Annotated in this window: 19 protein-coding genes and 1 pseudogene; 5 read left to right on the top strand and 15 right to left on the bottom strand. The window is 58.7% G+C overall.

The window, feature by feature from the left end; translation table 11 throughout:
• Positions 1–25 precede the first annotated feature (25 nt).
• Genes ppk2 through AC0V60_RS14135 form a run of 3 tightly spaced genes read left to right on the top strand, consistent with a single transcriptional unit; the run spans position 26 to position 1,999 of the window.
• Positions 26–802, top strand: a complete 777-nt coding sequence (ppk2, locus tag AC0V60_RS14145; protein ID WP_486179075.1) for a polyphosphate kinase 2 — start codon at positions 26–28, stop codon at positions 800–802.
• 57 nt (positions 803–859) lie between these two features.
• A complete protein-coding gene (locus tag AC0V60_RS14140) occupies positions 860–1,777 on the top strand; it encodes an SPFH domain-containing protein (RefSeq protein WP_486179074.1) in 918 nt (305 codons plus the stop codon).
• 24 nt (positions 1,778–1,801) lie between these two features.
• A complete protein-coding gene (locus AC0V60_RS14135) occupies positions 1,802–1,999 on the top strand; it encodes a type II toxin-antitoxin system antitoxin (protein ID WP_486179073.1) in 198 nt (65 codons plus the stop codon).
• Here the strand turns inward: AC0V60_RS14135 and AC0V60_RS14130 are convergent.
• The 7 genes from AC0V60_RS14130 to AC0V60_RS14100 all read right to left on the bottom strand — a co-directional run bounded on the left by AC0V60_RS14130 (position 1,996) and on the right by AC0V60_RS14100 (position 7,256).
• Positions 1,996–2,196 carry a hypothetical protein gene (locus tag AC0V60_RS14130; protein ID WP_486179072.1) on the bottom strand — a complete coding sequence of 67 codons (201 nt, stop codon included), beginning with the start codon at positions 2,194–2,196 and terminating at the stop codon, positions 1,996–1,998. The two genes, AC0V60_RS14135 and AC0V60_RS14130, sit on opposite strands and share 4 nt — an antisense overlap.
• A 55-nt stretch (positions 2,197–2,251) precedes the next feature.
• On the bottom strand, positions 2,252–2,845 hold the full coding sequence (locus AC0V60_RS14125) for an FAS1-like dehydratase domain-containing protein (protein WP_486179071.1): 594 nt from the start codon (positions 2,843–2,845) through the stop codon (positions 2,252–2,254).
• Positions 2,842–4,092: an acetyl-CoA C-acetyltransferase gene (locus AC0V60_RS14120; protein WP_486179070.1), complete on the bottom strand. Its 1,251-nt coding sequence runs from the start codon at positions 4,090–4,092 to the stop codon at positions 2,842–2,844. The genes AC0V60_RS14125 and AC0V60_RS14120 overlap by 4 nt, the downstream gene beginning before the upstream one ends.
• On the bottom strand, positions 4,092–5,354 hold the full coding sequence (locus AC0V60_RS14115) for a CoA transferase (RefSeq protein WP_486179069.1): 1,263 nt from the start codon (positions 5,352–5,354) through the stop codon (positions 4,092–4,094). Before AC0V60_RS14115 ends, AC0V60_RS14120 begins: the two co-directional genes overlap by 1 nt.
• 103 nt (positions 5,355–5,457) lie before the next feature.
• Positions 5,458–6,660 (bottom strand): acyl-CoA dehydrogenase family protein, encoded by a 1,203-nt coding sequence (locus AC0V60_RS14110; protein WP_486179068.1) that lies wholly within the window; start codon positions 6,658–6,660, stop codon positions 5,458–5,460.
• A complete protein-coding gene (locus AC0V60_RS14105) occupies positions 6,657–6,920 on the bottom strand; it encodes a hypothetical protein (RefSeq protein WP_486179067.1) in 264 nt (87 codons plus the stop codon). Before AC0V60_RS14105 ends, AC0V60_RS14110 begins: the two co-directional genes overlap by 4 nt.
• Positions 6,921–6,923: 3 nt before the next feature.
• A complete protein-coding gene (locus AC0V60_RS14100; protein WP_486179066.1) occupies positions 6,924–7,256 on the bottom strand; it encodes a hypothetical protein in 333 nt (110 codons plus the stop codon).
• A gap of 152 nt (positions 7,257–7,408) precedes the next feature.
• Here AC0V60_RS14100 and AC0V60_RS14095 point away from each other — a divergent pair, with 152 nt between their 5' ends.
• Entirely contained in the window at positions 7,409–8,413 is a 1,005-nt protein-coding gene (locus tag AC0V60_RS14095; RefSeq protein ID WP_486179065.1) for a right-handed parallel beta-helix repeat-containing protein, read from the top strand.
• A gap of 3 nt (positions 8,414–8,416) precedes the next feature.
• Here AC0V60_RS14095 and AC0V60_RS14090 read toward each other — a convergent pair whose 3' ends face one another.
• The 8 genes from AC0V60_RS14090 to pabB form a co-directional block, all read right to left on the bottom strand.
• Positions 8,417–8,938, bottom strand: coding sequence for a GNAT family N-acetyltransferase (locus AC0V60_RS14090; RefSeq protein ID WP_486179064.1), 522 nt, complete (start codon positions 8,936–8,938; stop codon positions 8,417–8,419).
• Positions 8,935–9,972: a GTP cyclohydrolase II gene (gene ribA / locus AC0V60_RS14085; protein ID WP_486179508.1), complete on the bottom strand. Its 1,038-nt coding sequence runs from the start codon at positions 9,970–9,972 to the stop codon at positions 8,935–8,937. The genes AC0V60_RS14090 and ribA overlap by 4 nt, the downstream gene beginning before the upstream one ends.
• A 68-nt stretch (positions 9,973–10,040) precedes the next feature.
• A complete protein-coding gene (locus AC0V60_RS14080; RefSeq protein ID WP_486179063.1) occupies positions 10,041–10,829 on the bottom strand; it encodes an exodeoxyribonuclease III in 789 nt (262 codons plus the stop codon).
• A 287-nt stretch (positions 10,830–11,116) separates the two neighbouring features.
• On the bottom strand, positions 11,117–11,797 hold the full coding sequence (locus AC0V60_RS14075) for a LolA family protein (RefSeq protein ID WP_486179062.1): 681 nt from the start codon (positions 11,795–11,797) through the stop codon (positions 11,117–11,119).
• 86 nt (positions 11,798–11,883) lie between these two features.
• Positions 11,884–12,051: a 50S ribosomal protein L33 gene (gene rpmG / locus AC0V60_RS14070; RefSeq protein ID WP_034961594.1), complete on the bottom strand. Its 168-nt coding sequence runs from the start codon at positions 12,049–12,051 to the stop codon at positions 11,884–11,886.
• 144 nt (positions 12,052–12,195) lie between these two features.
• Complete coding sequence (gene arfB, locus AC0V60_RS14065; protein WP_486179061.1) at positions 12,196–12,612, bottom strand: alternative ribosome rescue aminoacyl-tRNA hydrolase ArfB; 417 nt, start codon at positions 12,610–12,612, stop codon at positions 12,196–12,198.
• Positions 12,605–13,324, bottom strand: a complete 720-nt coding sequence (locus tag AC0V60_RS14060) for an RluA family pseudouridine synthase (RefSeq protein ID WP_486179060.1) — start codon at positions 13,322–13,324, stop codon at positions 12,605–12,607. The genes arfB and AC0V60_RS14060 overlap by 8 nt, the downstream gene beginning before the upstream one ends.
• Positions 13,325–13,370: 46 nt before the next feature.
• Complete coding sequence (gene pabB / locus AC0V60_RS14055; protein ID WP_486179059.1) at positions 13,371–15,179, bottom strand: aminodeoxychorismate synthase component I; 1,809 nt, start codon at positions 15,177–15,179, stop codon at positions 13,371–13,373.
• A 134-nt stretch (positions 15,180–15,313) separates the two neighbouring features.
• Between pabB and AC0V60_RS14050 the strand changes: the two are divergent.
• Positions 15,314–16,890: pseudogene (locus AC0V60_RS14050) on the top strand (helicase HerA-like domain-containing protein).
• Positions 16,891–16,907 lie beyond the last annotated feature (17 nt).

Below are 16,907 nucleotides of genomic sequence, written 5' to 3'. Positions count from 1 at the left end.
AGGCAAGCAGAATAAGGGGCATTCCATGGCGCTTAAAGGCAAAGAATATCGCAAACTCTTGGACCCCATGACCGAAGAATTGGTCGGCATGGCGCGGTGGGCGCGGGCGACTGGCTCGCGGATTGTGGTAATTTTCGAAGGGCGCGACACCGCTGGCAAAGGCGGCGCGATTCGCGCGGTGCGCGATAAACTCAATCCGCGCCAATGCCGCACCGTGGCCCTGTCCAAACCCAGCGAGGAAGAGCAAACGCAGTGGTATTTCCAGCGTTATGTCACGCACCTTCCCCATGCGGGCGAAATCGTGCTGTTCGACCGCAGCTGGTACAACCGCGCAGGGGTTGAGCGGGTGATGGGCTATTGCAGCGAGGAAGAGGCCGAAGCGTTTTTGGAGGCCGCACCGGTGTTTGAAAAAATGCTCACCGATGACGGTATAATGCTGTTCAAATATTGGCTCACCACCGGTCAGGACCAGCAGGAAGAGCGGCTCAAAGAACGCGGCGAAGACCCATTAAAGCGCTGGAAACTGTCACCCGTCGATCTCGCCGCGCGCGAGAAGTATGAGGCCTATACTCAGGCGCGCGCCGATATGCTGAGGGCCACCCATACGGACAATGCGCCGTGGACACTGGTGGATTTCAACGACCAGAAACGGGGAAGGCTCACCCTGATCCGCGACCTGCTCGACCGGCTGCCTGACACGTATATCGAGCCACCAACAATCGAATTTCCAGACCTTGGGCATGAGCCTCTTTCCGAAACCTACCATGTACTGCAACCGATCAAGGATTATCCGCTTGGTTGACTCCATATCTCTTCCGATTTAAATATGATATCATAATTATATCGAAGAGTGATATTTATGTCCGAACCAATTAAGCCGATGACATCGAGCCGGGAGCATTCGGGCTCTGCGCATAATGGCTATGTGATGCTCGCGATATTCACGGTCATCACGCTTGCGGTCGTTTACATGATTGTCGGCTCCATTCCCCCGGAAGGGGCGTCCAAAGCAGTCAAGGCCGGGTTTGTCGGCACTCTGATCATAGGCGCGCTTACAGTTCTTCTTGGTTTCATTGGTTTCTTTATGATCCAACCCAATCAGGCCGCCGTCATCACACTGTTCGGTGAATATCGCGGAACGGTGCGCGAAGAGGGCCTGCAATGGGTATGGCCCTGGATGATCAAGAACAAGGTGAGCGTTCGCGCGCACAACATCCACTCAGAAGTCGTCAAGATCAACGATCTGCGCGGCAATCCAATTGAGGTTGCGTGCAACGTGGTTTGGCGTGTCTCGGACACCGCGCAGGCCGTGTTTGACGTCGATGAGTACAAGGAATTTGTGAACATTCAAATCGAGGCCGGCCTTCGCACGGTCGGTGCGCGCCATCCTTACGATGATATGTCAGATGAGGACGAAACGACGCTTCGGGGCAGTGCTGACGTCATTGCCACGGAACTGTGTGAGGAGCTTAACGAGAGGCTCGCTGTCGCCGGTATCGTCGTCGATGAAGCTGGCCTCACTCATCTCGCTTATGCTCCCGAAATTGCAGGGGCCATGCTGAGGCGCCAACAGGCTGATGCCGTGATCGCAGCGCGTAAGAAGGTGGTAATCGGTGCGGTTTCCATGGTCGAGGATGCGCTGGGCAAGTTGTCGGCTGACGGCATCATCGAACTTGATGATGAGCGTAAGGCCGCAATGGTTTCAAATCTGATGGTGGTCCTATGCGGTGACCGCGAAGCGCATCCGGTTGTGAACACAGGCACGCTCTACCAGTAGGCCAGTAACCCGACGGAGGCAGCGATGGCTGCATCTTCAAAAAAGGCATTTGCACTGCGGCTCGATCCAGCGGTTCACGCTGCGGTCGAGCGGCTGGCGGGTGCGGAACTGCGTTCTGCCAATGCGCAGATCGAGATGCTTTTGCGCGAAGCTTTGAAGGCGCGAGGGATCGAGGTCGAGCGGACCAAAGCGCCGCGCCGTGGGCGGCCGCCCAAGCCCTAGAGCTGCGCGCTTGCCTTGAGGGTTTGCCGTCCATCATTGGCAAATGCGCCCAGCTCTATTCCATCTTCGCCCTGTCTCATCACAAGATTGAGCTGGTCGCCAGCGATCGCTGGTGAGACAGCGCGAAAGGCAAATTTGCGCAGCCGGTTGTGACCCAGCTCGCTTGCGGCCAATTGCAAGAGCAGCGAGGCGATCATCGGCCCGTGAACCACGAGCCCGCGGTATCGCTCTACGTCCTGCGCGTAAGGCGCGTCATAGTGAATGCGGTGGGTGTTGAAGGTGAGAGCGGAGTAACGGAACAGGAGCCGCGAGATCGGGGGTAATGCTGCGGTGTTTGTCCCAGGCACTGGGCGCAAAAGTGTCCTCTCCTACCGATGGAGGACTTAGCGCAGTATCGCTCGCCGCTGCCTGCCGGTAGACGAGCGTCTGCGTTTCGCGCACTGAAAGCGTGCCGTTGGCGACCGTTTCATGTTCGATATTCACAAATGCGAGTTTGCCGGAACTGCCCTCCTTCTCGCTGATGGAAGCCACACGGCTGGAGCGTTTGATAATCGCTCCGACAGCTATGGGCGCGATAAAGCGGATGTCGCTCGATGCCCACATGCGGCGCGGCAGCGGCAGTGGGGGAAAGAAGCTGTCTGGGCTCTCGTCGCGGATGGGATGGCCATCTTCACCCAGCGCCTCGTTGGGCGCATCGGGTGTGCAAAGCACTAGGTGGATCCCTTGGGGCATGATCCAGCGCTCGGGCAGTGCAAGGTCGAAAGTCGCGCACCACTGCGCCGCGCGTTGCGGCGTCAGCGTGTCATGGGCGGTTTGCTCGCGTCCAATCCAAGCGTCATAGCTCATGCGGCCCTCTCGAACACAGCGGCAATCCCCTGACCACCACCGATGCACATCGTCTCCAATGCGTAGCGAGAACCACGCCGATGCATTTCGCTCGCCATATCGGCAAGAATACGCCCGCCCGTCGCTCCAATGGGGTGGCCCAGCGAAATGCCGGACCCGTTCACATTAAGGATTTCGCGGCGTGTATCGTCCTCGCTCCAGCCCCAGCCTTTGAGAACCGCGAGCACTTGCGGAGCAAAGGCTTCGTTGACTTCGACAAGGTCCATATCGTCCCAGCTGTATCCGCGCCGTTCAAACAAGCGCTCTGTTGCAGGCACAGGCCCGATGCCCATGCGCGAGGGGTCACAGCCAGCCGCAGCCCAGCCGCCAAACCAGAGCGATGGGGTGAGGCCCAACTCGTCTAGCTTGTCCTCGGCCACCACAAGACATGCGGCCCCCGCATCGTTCTGCTGGCTCGCATTGCCTGCGGTCACGATAGCGTCGGGGTCGCGCTTCGCGTCGATCGCGCGCAATTTTCCAAGCGTTTCCATGGACGCATCGGCGCGGTAGCCCTCGTCACGCGCAAAGGTCACCGGGTCTGCGCGGCCCCATCCTTTTTTGGGCGGCACCTCTACGTGAACAAGGTGATCGTCAAACTTGCCTGCTTCCCATGCGGCGGCGGCATTCTGGTGTGAGCGCACGGCGTAGGCGTCGGCCTGTTCGCGGGTGATGCCATAGTCTTTGGCGAGGTTCTCGGCGGTTTCGATCATCCCGGTGATGATGCCAAAACGCTCGATTGGCTGGCTCATCAAACGCCCGCGCGATAGGCGGTCGTGGAGTGTGATATCGCCCATCCGTGCACCGCCGCGCCCTTGAAGCGTGTAGTGCTCGACATTGGACATGCTTTCGCATCCTCCAGCCACCACTACGTCAGCCATTCCGGTTTCGACCATCATCGCAGCATTGGCGACCGCCTGGAGCCCCGAACCGCAGCGGCGATCCAATTGGTATCCGGGCACATCCAAAGGAAGGCCCGCTGCAAGCCAGGACCAATGCCCAATCGCAGGTGCTTCTGCGTTACCGTAGCCTTGAGAGAATACCACATCGTCAACGCGTGCCGGATCAATGCCCGAGCGCTCAATCAACGCCTTCAGGATAATCGCGCCGAGTTCGCCTGCGTTAAGGCTGGAGAGCCCGCCGAGAAACTTGCCCACAGGCGTACGAAGGGGTGATACGATGGCGGCGCGCCGGGGTGATAAGCTGCTCATTAGCGGTTCCTGTAATCGGCATTTTTATCGGACAGAGCGACGGTTCCTGCATCAATCAGCTTGGCGATTGCGCCGGAGGATAGGCCCAATTTGTCGGTCAGCACTTCTTCAGAATGTTGCCCGAGGAAGGGCGCTGGGGCGGGGTCGCCCGCTTTGTACTCCGGCATATTCGCAAATGAGCGCGCCGCCGGATACTCAAAGCCCGACGGGTTGGCAGGCGAAGGCCCGAACAGGGGGTTCTCTGCCACGAGTACGGGGTCATTCGATGCCTCATGGTGCGAGCGATACTTTTCAAACGTAGCGCCCTCTGCCGCCATGCGGCCTGAGAGGGTTTCGTAGTCGAAGCGCTCCGCCACCGCTTGAAACAGGTCGAACAGACGGTGGCGATTTTCGAAACGCACACGGTCGCCGGAATTGAAGTCCACCCCCAGCTCCTGCTCCAGCGCGGCGATACCCTCGGCCACGTCAAAGGCAGCAACAAGACCGTGCCATTGCTTTGGCGTGAGCGCTGCAACCATAAAGCGGGTGCCATCCTTAGCCTGAAAGTCCCGCCCAAACGCGCCCCAGATCGCATTGCCAAGCCGCTCCCGGTCCGTCCCGCGATAGAGCATTTCGGCCATCGTGCCTGAATTGGCGAGCGTCCCAATCGCCACATCGCCAAGGGGCACACGCATCTCTGCGCCCTGACCTGTCGCCGTGCGGTTGTGCAGCCCGGTCATCAGGGCAAAGGCGCAGTAAGCACCGGTGATAAAATCCCACGCCGGTAGCGGCTGGCTGATCGGCGGAGCGGTTTCAGCATCCCACTCCTCAGGCCCTGTCATGAGCGGATAGCCCGCCGCCGCATTGACGGTGAAATCCATCGCTTGGCGTCCATCGTGCCAACCCATGATGCGCACGCTCACCATATCATCGCGCCCCAATTCTTTAGTTCTTCGGGCCTGCATCGCCGCGTGGCTCATAAAGCTCTTTTCAGGCAAGTTGGTGATGCACTGTCCGGTCTTCGCAGCGAGTTCGACGCACAATTCGCGTCCCTCACCGCTGCGAAGGTCCAAGGCGACTGACTTTTTCGCGCGGTTGAGGTTCTCCCACGAAAGCGATCGGCCCTCCTTAGTCAGATGATAGCGGTCGTAATCGAGCCCGCCCGCCTTGTGGTCCACGCGGATGACCTCCGCGCCCATTTGCGCAAGATAGAGCCCGGCTGTGGGCGAGGCGACGAAGCTGGAGACTTCGACAATCGAAAGGTCGTTGATTAGTTGATACATATGGTTCTCGGCCCACCCCCAACCCCTCCCGCATGCGGGAGGGGAGCGAGACTTAGCAAGCCGGAGGCGCGCTTAGTCGCAGCGGGGTGGGCTGTTCTCTCCCTTACCCGTTAGCCGCCTGCCATTCGCGCAGCATATGCTTGGCGATTTGGAGCTGGAGAATTTGCGTTGTGCCCTCGTAAATGCGGTATATGCGCGCATCGCGGTAGAAGCGTTCAGCATCATATTCGGCCAAATATCCCGCGCCGCCATAGACTTGGACTACTCGGTCCACCACGCGCCCGCACATCTCGGAAGAGAACACCTTGAATGCGGCGGCTTTGATGAGGATATTTTCACCTCGGTCAGCGCGTTCGGTGACATCTTTCATCATTGCTTCTGCTGCGTAGATTTCAATCTCGCTATCGGCGAGCATCTGCTGGATCAGCTGAAAGTTCGCAATCGGTTCGCCAAAAGCCTTGCGTTCATTGGCGTATCGTATCGCTGAATCAAGCGCGCGGCGCGCATATCCTGCCGCCGTTGCACCAACAGAAATTCGCCCATTATCGAGGCTCTGCATCGCAAAACGGAAACCCTTACCGGTTTCGCCGCCCAACAGCGCCTCTCCCGAAACCTCCACATCGTCGAGCATAATGTCCGAGATGTGGCTGCCTGATTGGCCCATTTTCTTATCCGGCGAGCCTGTAGAAACACCGGCGGCATTCATAGGCACCAAAAACGCGCTGACGTGCGCGTTCTTGGGAAGGTTGTCCTTTTCCGTGCGTGCCATAATCAGAGCAACATCAGCGTGCGGCGCATTGGTGATGTACCGTTTGGAGCCATTGAGCACCCAGCCGTTTCCGTCTTCGCTGGGCTTGGCGGTTGTTTGAAGGCCGGCACTGTCCGAACCCGAGCCCGGCTCTGTTAGCCCGAAACACGCAATCTTGCCCTCTGCAAGCTTGGGGTACCATTCGGCCCGCTGTGCCTCTGTCGCCCCGTTCTTAAGCGCGCTTGCGAACATCCCGACATTGATCGAGAAAATAGAGCGATAGGCGGGCGCGGCGTAGGCCATGATGTTCACGGTGCGCGCATATTGCATCATATTGAGGCCCGCGCCGCCGTATTCTTCGGGTACGGTCAGCCCAAACAGGCCCATCTCGCGCATCTCTTGCACGATATCAGCAGGGACCGCATCGTCCTCAATCACCTGCGCCTCTGCCGGGATCAAGCGTTCGCGAACGTATCGCTCGAGTTGCTCGGCGAATTGTTCGAAGGTTTCTTCATCCATGCCCGGATTAAAGATGCCTTTGGCGCGGGGTCCGTTCATTTGCCCGTCTCCTGCGGCTTAGCCTCGGCTGGCGAGCCTGCTTGCGAACCGGCTTGCGCCCCATCTTCTGCCTCAGCGCCTTGGGGGGCGGGCGTAGAGACAGCGCCTTCGGGAAGGCGCCGCTCGTCCAGCATCTCAGCTGCTTCATCAAGCGCCTGTGCCTCATCTACGCTCACCGAACCAGGAGCGTCTGCCCCGCCTGACCCACAGGCGCACAGCATCAACGCGATTGGCATTAATGCCAAAGTGCTAATGCGCATGGCTTATTCCGGTGGGTCAGCAGGCGCGTCTTCGCCGCCAAACGCCGATGTATCAACCGCAGCGGCAGCTTCTGCCGCGGCCGCTGCTTCGGCAGCCACATCAGCTGCGGCATCTGCTGCGGCCTCAGTGGTCTCAAGGCTTGGTGCGGTTTCGGCTGGATCCACGTCTTCGACCGGTTCGGGCGCTTCGACAGGCTCCTCGACGATCGGTTCCAACGCCTCATCCGCCGGCATTTCAACTGTATCAGGCATCGCTTCGGTCGATGCGTCATCGGTGCTGCCACAAGCGGCCAGACCCAGGCTGCCCAGAGCGGCGACAAATGCTAATTTCTTCATGGGGGGTATCCTCCTCAAATCATCCCAAACGTGTCAGCGGTGGGTGTAGCGGCCAGAGCAGCGTTAAGCCAAGCCCCAATTGGTGGACCGAAACGAGACAGTACCGATTTGCTAGCTCCCAAGCGCCCGCATTGCCCGGTATGCCTGTGCTCATGAGAAGCTATCTGACCCCGTCCGCCCGCCCTCTTCCAGTCCGCATTGCCAATGCGTTTGACCATGTATTCTTTCTCGCTGTGCTGTTTTTGGCCGCCTTCCTGTTCGCAGGAACCGCGGCGAATGCGCAGAACGGACAACCGTTCACGATCAAGGAAAACGGGCGCAGCTTTGCCGCGCTTCAAGACGCCGTGAACGCGATTGGCGAGCGCCGCGGGACAATTGAGATTGCACCGGGGACCTATCGCCAGTGCGCCGTCCAGACAAAGGGCGTCGTGATTTATGTCGCACGCGAATACGGCACAGTCACTTTCGACCGCCGGGCGTGCGAAGGCAAAGCCGCACTGGTACTTCGAGGCCTTGGAGCAGAAGTTCGCGGGATCACTTTTACCAATATGGCCGTGGGCGACGGCAATGGGGCTGGTATTCGCCTTGAGACAGGTGCTCTCAACGTGGCATATTCGCGTTTCATGAATAGCCAGCAAGGCATCCTGACCGCCGACAATCCGGCGGGTCAGATCTACATCCTGCGCTCAACATTCAGCGGCCTTGGCACTTGCGAGCATTCCGCAGGCTGCGCTCACTCGATCTATATTGGCAATTATGGTTCGCTGACTGTCAAAGAGAGCCGCTTTGAGAAAGGTCGGGGCGGCCACTATGTCAAAGCGCGCACCGCGAATGTTGTGCTCGAAGACAACTCTTTTGATGACGCACAGGGCACCGGCACCAATTACATGATCGACCTGCCAGCCGGTTCCAAAGGCTCGATTGCGAACAATTGGTTCGTGCAGGGCAAAGACAAAGAGAACTACTCTGCGTTTATCGCTCTGGGCGCTGAAACCGTGCTGCATGATCCAGACGGCTTGGTGGTCAAAGACAACACCGCGCGTTTTGTCCCGGGTCTTAACCGGGCGAGCGTCTTTCTCGCCGATTGGACCAATTCGCGGGTGGTGATGAGCGGGAACAGCCTTGCGCGCGGTTTGACGAAGTACGAGCTTCGCTAGACCCTAATCCGGGGCGTAGAAGCCGGGCGCGTAATCCACTTTCCCGCGCGGCATTTCGCCGTCCAGCAACATCGCTTGGAAAAATTCTGGTGGTGGGCCCGGATAGGTGAGCTGTGGTACGTGCTCAAATCCAAAGCGCGGGTAGTAAACATTACTCCCCAAAAGCACGATGCCTCTGGCGCCGCTTGCGCGCATATCGGCAATACCGCGCGTAATCAGCGCGCCGCCGATGCCCCGATGATGAAGCTCTGGCAAGACGGATACCGGGCCAAGCCCATACCAATTTTTCGTTTCATCGCTGATTGTGACAGGCGAGAAGGCGATATGCCCAACGATCCGCTGCTCGTCCTCTGCGACGAGTGACAGTGTCAGATCACCCGCCGCACGCAGTCGGTCATTCACATGCTGCTCGTCGCCCTCGCTGAAGGGCATGTCCTTGAATGCAGCCTTAGTCAGCGCGTGGATAGTCGCTTCATCGCCTTGAGCCTCGGGGCGGATGGTGACGGCTATTTCGGGCCCCTTCATGTGAGCAAATGTCCTGATTTGTCGCGTTTAGTGGCGAGATATTCGGCGTTGTGCGGACCTGCTGGGAGCTGGTGGTGCACCCGCTCGGTCACTGTCACACCCGACATCTTGAGGCTCTTCACTTTCGCAGGATTGTTGGTGAGAAGCCGAATCTTGCGCGCACCAATAAGCTCCAACATGCGCGCGGCCACGGGAAAATCGCGCGCCTCATCGGGAAGGCCAAGCCGCTCGTTCGCTTCCACCGTGTCGAACCCTTGATCCTGCAAGCGGTAAGCGCGCAGTTTGTTGATCAGGCCAATTCCGCGCCCTTCTTGGCGCATGTAGAGAAGGATGCCCCAGCCGCCGTCCTTGCGCGCGTGCTCAGACATCGCCTCAAGGCTTGCATCCAACTGCGGCCCGCAATCACATTTAAGGCTGCCCAGAACATCTCCGGTGAGGCATTCAGAGTGCAAGCGAACCAATGGCTCGCAGTCGCCCGATTGCTCTCCGATGATAAGCGCAATATGCTCGCGAGTGTCGGCGGCGGAGCGAAAGGCGATGATCTCCGCCTCCTCATTGGCCCTGACCGGAAGCCGTGCACGGGTGATTATATCGAGCCGCCTTGCATCGGTGTAGGCGGCAAGGTCGCTTGCGATGAGGGAATGCGGCTCACCGCCATGGACCGGGTCCACCATAAAGGCGGGCAATATCCCTGCGATCCGGGCGTATTCCATCGCCGCGACCGCTTCATCCGCCCAGTCGATGGCCTCCGCCTTGAAAGGCCCTTTGAAAGGGTTATTCAGATCGAGCGAAGGGTCTGCGATGGGCCGTGCGATGTCCAAATTGACCGGCTCGGCTGAACGGATCAGGATCGGCGTGTGGGGCAGGTCGCCCCTAGCTGCTTCGCGCTGATTGGTAAGTTTGAGGGTCGCCGCACGCGCAGCGGAAATCAGCAATTGGCCCGACTGCGCACCGCTCGCGGTCGCGGTCTCAACCGGCAATAAAACTGGCCCGCCTGCAAAATCGAGCGCCCAGCCATGCCGCAATGCATCCACACCCTGCGCTGCGCGCCGTTCGGGCGACGCTTGGACAAAGCCGGTTGGTGCTAGGCGGGCGCTGTCATTCACACATCAAACTCGGTGATGAGCGGGATGTGGTCAGAAGGTTTTTCCCAATTGCGCGCGTCCTCAAGCAGAGAGTGTCCGGTCGCCTTGGCCGCCAATTCGGGCGAGGCCCACATATGATCCAGGCGCCGCCCGCGATCATTCACGCGCCAATCTTTGCTGCGATAGGACCACCATGAAAAATACCGCTCAGGATCGCGGATAAACTCGCGGCCCAGATCGACCCAGCCATGCGCGTCTTTAAAGCGCTGCAAGGTCTCAACCTCAAGCGGCGTGTGGCTGACGACTTTAAGGAGCTGTTTGTGGTTCCACACATCGGCCTCGAGCGGAGCAATGTTGAAATCGCCAACGATCAAAGTGGGAGCGTCGATGCCCTTCGCCCAATCGGTCATGCGGGCCAGAAAATCGAGCTTCTGCCCGAACTTGGGGTTCTTTGCGCGGTCAGGTTCATCGCCGCCTGCTGGCACATAGACATTGTCGACGCGCATACCGCGATCGACAATTTCAACGCCGACATGGCGCGCTTCGCCATTGGCTTGCCAGTCGTGGCGGGAATATTCGCGGATAGGCACACGGCTGACGGTTGCGACGCCGTGATACCCTTTTTGCCCGCAGATCGCTTGGTGCTCATATCCAAGCTTTGCCAAAGCTTCAGCCGGGAACTGGTGTTCCTGACATTTAATCTCTTGCAGGCACAAAATATCAGGCCCGTGATCGCCCAAATATCTTTCGATAATAGGCAAGCGCAAACGCGCAGAATTTATATTCCAAGTGGCGACGCTAAGCATGCATTCCAACTAGTCGGACTTCTTATTGGCTACAAGCTGGGGTGGAAAAAAGGCCGATAAAGAAACACAAAAAGAAAACCCCAGTGCCGGGGGGCGTTGGCACTGGGGCTCCTTGTTAGCGTTCGTCACGCTTGGTCAAAACGGCATTTTTTCGCGCCTAGGACAACAGGGGGAAGCCCTTAAGCTTTGCCGTTCTGATTAGCGCGTTTTACTCTGGGCTGGCTTTCACTTGAATGAACGCAAACCTAGGTTTGTCTTAATATTACAACTTTTTGCAGGCGAACCGTTCACCCTGGCCGACGAGAGGAGCGGCGCGGATCGCGGAACCTGAACGTCGAATCAGGAACCGCAACGCCGTAACGGTGATTCCTGAGACGCACGGTGGTGCGATAATTCTGCGCATCAACCGCAACCCAGTTCATCAGGCGCAATCCGCCCGGTGCTCTTGCATCACGCGCAAAGTTCATAATAATCCGGCCAAACTCGGGTCTGCCGGGGTCAGATACATCGACACTGACGATCTCTGAGCCACCCAGGGACAACAGCGTCCCATACTGCTTCACATCGCGGTTGGGATCGAGCAGCGCGCCGAGCGGCGAGTTCCTGATTGGCCAGCGTTCGACTTGATTGACCTCATAATCGACCATGTAGAGCGATTTGCCGTTGGATACGACGAGAAGATCAGCATCCTTGCCATAGTCGAAGCGGATTTTTCCGGGCCGCTTTAGCGTCATCGTCCCGTTGGCGACATTGCCCGCACGATCAATCTGGTTGAAGTCCGCCTTCATCGTAGAGATTGCGCGTAGGGCGGTCACGGCCCGGTCAAGATCCGCGCTGCTGGACTGAGCCTGCGCTGCGGGCGCAAACGAGGGCGCGCTTGAGGCGTTCCCGAGCGATAAGCCCAGAGCGCATGTGCCCGCAGCGGCCAGCGCAATGCCGAGCGGGCGGAAAAGTTTGGTGATTTTCATAACGCGACGGTTACGCGGCCAGCGTTGAACTGTCGATGAATTTGCGCGCCTCTCATTGTTCAGAAGAGGCGCTGCAAAAGCCGATCTTACTTGATCTTGGCTTCTTTGAATTCAACATGCTTGCGGACAACAGGATCGTATTTGCGGAACGTCATCTTCTCGGTGATGTTACGCGGGTTCTTTTTGGTCACATAGAAAAAGCCGGTGTCAGCAGTCGACACGAGACGGATTTTCACGGTTGCTGGCTTCGCCATTGCAAGGTTCCTACAAAACAGATGGTGGCCCAAGGACGAACCCTGGTGGCCGTAAAAACAAAGGGCGGCGCTTGGGGTGTGCCAAGCATGCCGCCTTACAGTCGCGCGCCTCTGAGCGATTCACGGGGAAAAGTCAAGAAGTACTCACCAATCAGACCGGCTGACTTTGCCGCGCTTGGACTTCACATCGGCCCGCACTTTCTTCGCCTTGAGACGCTGTGTCTTGCCAACCCGGTTCACACGGGTTTTGGCGCGTTTCTTTGGAGCGCGGTGTGCGGCCTTGAGCATCTCCTCCAACCGCGCGCGAGCAAGCTGGCGATTCGCCTCCTGCGTGCGGTGCTGGCGGGCAGTGATTAGGAGGTCGCCTGATGTGGTGAGTTTCGAGCCTGCTAGCTCGCGCAGCCTTGCAAAAATCGGCGGAGGCAGGCGCAGAGCATAGATATTGACCCGCAGCTGCACCTCGGTCGCGACCTTATTGGCGTTCTGACCACCCGGCCCAGAGCCAGCAAGGAAGCTTTCCTGCGCAAGAGCATGTGCGCGATCAAGGAGGCTGCTATCCATGATCCTTCTCTGGCAATTCTAACTCTGGCGCAGGCGGCTCGGAAAGCCCCGCGCGGATAAAATCCTCTGGGAACGGTGAATGAGCGGTGATTGTGTTCTTGCCCGGACGCTCCACTGTGAAGGTTTCAGCATGAAGCATTGTGCGCGGCGCGCCCTTGTTCTGACCCCTCACCGGGCCATAAACAGGATCGCCCAAAAGCGGCGCGCCCAACCCTTGCAATGCGTGCACCCGCAATTGGTGCGTGCGGCCGGTTTCAGGGCGAAAACGGATCAGCGAACGCACGCGCTCTCCTTCACCAATTGTCTCGATAAGCTCCCAGTGCGAAACCGCAGGCTTACCCTTTTTGGCGGCGATCATGCGCCAGCCTTTTTCCGCCGAACTGATCTTCGAAAGTGACAGGGCGATAGTGCCCGAGGTCTCTTCCGGTTTAAAGTCGAGGACGGCCAGATAGGTCTTGCCCACCAGCCGGTCTTCGAACGCCTTGTTGAAGCGCTTCAATGCCTTGGGATTGCGCGCCAGAAGGAGGCAGCCTGATGTATCAGTATCAAGCCGGTGCACCGCCACAGGGCGCCGCTGAAAGCCGAGCTTCAAATCATCGAGATGATCTTCAAGACATGCTCCTCCACGCTTTGGGCGATCCACGGGCAGTCCGGCAGGCTTATCAATAACGAGCGCTTCGCCGTCTTCGAAGAGGATGGGAATGGAGGTCATATGCGCCCCCTACTGCCTGGCCTGCGGATTGTCGAAGAATGTTTGCCTAGACCAGCTTTGCAGCGAAGAGACCGCGCACTGCATTGCCAAGCTGAAAGCCGTCTTTAAGGTCCTCGAGCGTCAACTCGGCCTCGCGCGCCTTGCCCTTCTCGATAAGGTACTCGCGCAGGATACCCGGCAGCAGGCCGAGCGATTGAGACGGGGTGAGAAGCACGCCATCGCGCTCGACAAACACATTGGTGAAACTGCCCTCAGTCACCAATCCATCTTCGCGCACCAGTATGGCTTCCGCGCCGCCAAGCGCCTTGGCCGCTTTCAAGGCATCCTCGTAAAACCCGCGGTCGCTTGTTTTGTGGCGCAGCCGCCAATCGGATGGATCAAGCGGGTTCGGCAGGGCCGCAACCGGCACTACTCTCTCAAATGGTTCTGGCATGGGTCCCGTCTCGATCACGCTCGCACCGCTTTTTGAGGTGAGGAGGCGCACTTTGGCAGGCTCGGAAAGCTCAAACACAAGAGCATGGATCTGGTTGCGAAGCGCATGACGGTCGAATTCGAAGCCAAACGCGGATGCGCTGCGCTTCATCCGCTCCAAATGCAATTCCAGCATGGCAATGCCTGTCTCCGGATCGAACACCATGGTCTCAATCAGGTCAGCGCCGCCCGAAGCTGCCCCGCGTGCAAAACCGGCCTTCACCTCGCATTCGCGGCGTTCAGCAAGCGGCTCGCTATCGGCAACAATCGCAGAGCCCACACCCAGAATAGCAGAGCCCTGTCCGTTCTCTATCGGGGTTAGACGCAAGGTGCGGATCGCCACGTTGAACGCCGCCGAGCCATCCGCGCCAATGCGCCCAATACTACCGCAATAGGCCCCGCGCGCGTCGCGTTCCGTCTCTTGGATAAGCTCCATCGCACGGATTTTGGGCGCGCCAGTGATCGAGCCGCATGGGAACATCGCACGCACCAGATCGGCTGCCCCCATACCATCTGCCAATTGAGCGCGAACGCTGGAGACCATTTGATGGACCGTTGGATAGCTCTCAATCGCAAAAGGCGCATCGACCTGCACACTTCCGGGCACAGCAACGCGCGACAGGTCATTGCGGATCAGGTCGACGATCATCAGATTTTCGGCCTTGTCCTTGACCGAAGTGCTAAGCTCCTTAGCCAATGCTGCATCCGTTTCCGGATCTCTCCCGCGCGGACGCGTGCCTTTCATAGGCTTGGCTTTGGCGCTGCCTTCTGCGCCGAGCGCGACAAACAGCTCAGGCGAAAAGCTCAAAAGCCAATGCGAGCCATCGAAGATCATCCCGCCGTAACCGGCATTCGCGCTAGTCCTAAGCTGCGAATAGAGGGCCACCGGATCGCCTCGGTAAGACCCGGCAAGCGGATAGGTCAGGTTGGCCTGATAGACATCACCTGCGTGAATAGCTTCGCGCAAAGCCTCAAACGCGGCCTCATATCCAGCGGGCGACACTTGCGGCTCCAGCGGGCCAAGCCGCGCCTCGCCTTGCGCCCTCGCGGCAAGCCACGCTGGTACATCGCCCGCCGCAATCCGTGCCGGTTCATCGAAAAGCCCAAGCCATACAAGCGGCCCATGCGCACCGGTTCTCGCATCGGCGAGAGGCGCAAGTTTGCCCTCTAAAGCGAGGCCCGCCTCATAGGCAATTATCCCGGCAAGCTCGCCCCCATTGCCGCGCGCGGCGTCCGCAGCTTCAAGGGTCAGCGCCACTTCTTCAGCGCGGTAGGCTGCAAAAATCTCGCGCGGGGCCGAATACAAAAGCGCATCCGCCGCCGCGCCTGCCTCGCGGGCGTCGTCCAGCAGTATAAAGCACTCTTTATTCGGAGCCTGACCCATCTTTTTTGCTTTAAGGCCCTCGCACCCTCAAGTCGATAGGGTGGTTTGGCTAAATCGCGTGCCGCACGGTTGACCAAGCCACCGGTGAGCGGCACACGCAAACAGACGAATTTGGGCGAAGGATTGGGTAAGCAATGAGCGATATATTTCTGGGTCTTGGGGGCAATGGCGAAAATCAAAGCCTCGCTTTGTCGCGGGCCAATCGCCACGGATTGATCGCAGGCGCCACCGGGACTGGTAAAACGGTGACGCTCCAAGGGCTGGCTGAAAGCTTCTCAGCAGACGGTGTCCCGGTGTTTGTGGCTGACGTGAAAGGCGATTTGTCCGGCATCGGCATGCCCGGTTCGGCAAAGTTCAAACACGCAGACAAGCTTGAGGGCCGCGCCAAAGAGCTTGGCATGGAGGACTATGAGTACTCCGACAATCCGGTGATCTTTTGGGATCTTTACGGCGAACAAGGCCACCCGATCCGCACCACCATCACAGAAATGGGCCCGCTGCTTTTGGCGCGCTTGCTTGACCTTAACGACACTCAGGAAGGCGTTCTTCAAATCGTCTTCCGCTATGCCGACGACAATGGCCTTCTGCTCTTGGATTTTGGCGATCTCCAGTCCCTTCTCCAATGGGCGAATGAGAACGCAAAGGAGCTGTCTGGTGCTGGATACGGCAATGTCTCCAAGCAATCGGTGGGCGCGATCCAGCGGCAATTGCTCTCATTTGAATCGCAAGGCGCAGACCATTTCTTTGGCGAACCCGCGCTTGAGATCGACGACTTCCTGCAAAAGGACGAAAATGGGCGCGGCTATGTGAATGTGCTCGCTGCAGACCAATTGATGCGCTCGCCAAAGCTCTATGCGACCTTTTTGCTGTGGCTTTTGGCGGAACTGTTTGAGACGCTTCCCGAAGTGGGCGACCCTGAAAAACCCACGCTCGTGTTCTTCTTTGATGAAGCGCACTTGCTCTTCGATGACGCTCCCAAAGCGCTTCAGGACAAGATCGAGCAAGTCGTTCGCCTGATCCGCTCCAAAGGTGTGGGCGTGTATTTCGTGACCCAAAACCCGATTGACATCCCTGAGGAAGTCGCAGGGCAATTGGGCAACCGCGTTCAGCACGCTCTGCGCGCCTTCACCAAACGCGATCAACGCGCGATCAAGGCGGCGGCGGAAACCTTCCGGATCAACCCCGACCTCGATGTGGAAGAGGCGATTACTGAGCTTAAAGTGGGTGAAGCGCTTGTCTCGACGCTCGACGAGGAAGGCGCGCCCACAATTGTACAGCGCACGCTTATCAATCCGCCGCGCTCGCGCCTTGGCCCTGTCACAAAAAAGAACGTGCGATCATCCAGTCGATCAGCCCGTTCGACGGCAAATATGACGAAATTGTAGACCGTCAAAGCGCCGAAGAAGTGCTCGCGCAAAAGGCCTCCGATGCGGTGGAAACCGCCAAGGAGGTCGAGGAAAAAGGCGAGGCCGAAGTCGCCAAGCGCTCGCGCAAATCCAAGTCGATCTGGGAAAAAGCCATGTCACGAGGCGCCAAAGTCGCCGCTGGCAGTGTCGCGGGCGCTGCCGCTGCTGCGGTTCTTGGCAAGAAATCCCGCGCCAACCCCATGCGTTCTGGGATCACTTCGGCCGCAGGCTCGCTTGCAACCGATCTCGCAGGGCCGATTGCGGGACGTTTTGTGCGCAATCTTATCGGCGGATTGATGCGTTGATTGGAGAGAGCCCCGGC

The sequence above is a fragment of the Erythrobacter sp. S259 genome (assembly GCF_057364965.1).
This window is presented reverse-complemented; position numbering and strand designations above follow the sequence as displayed.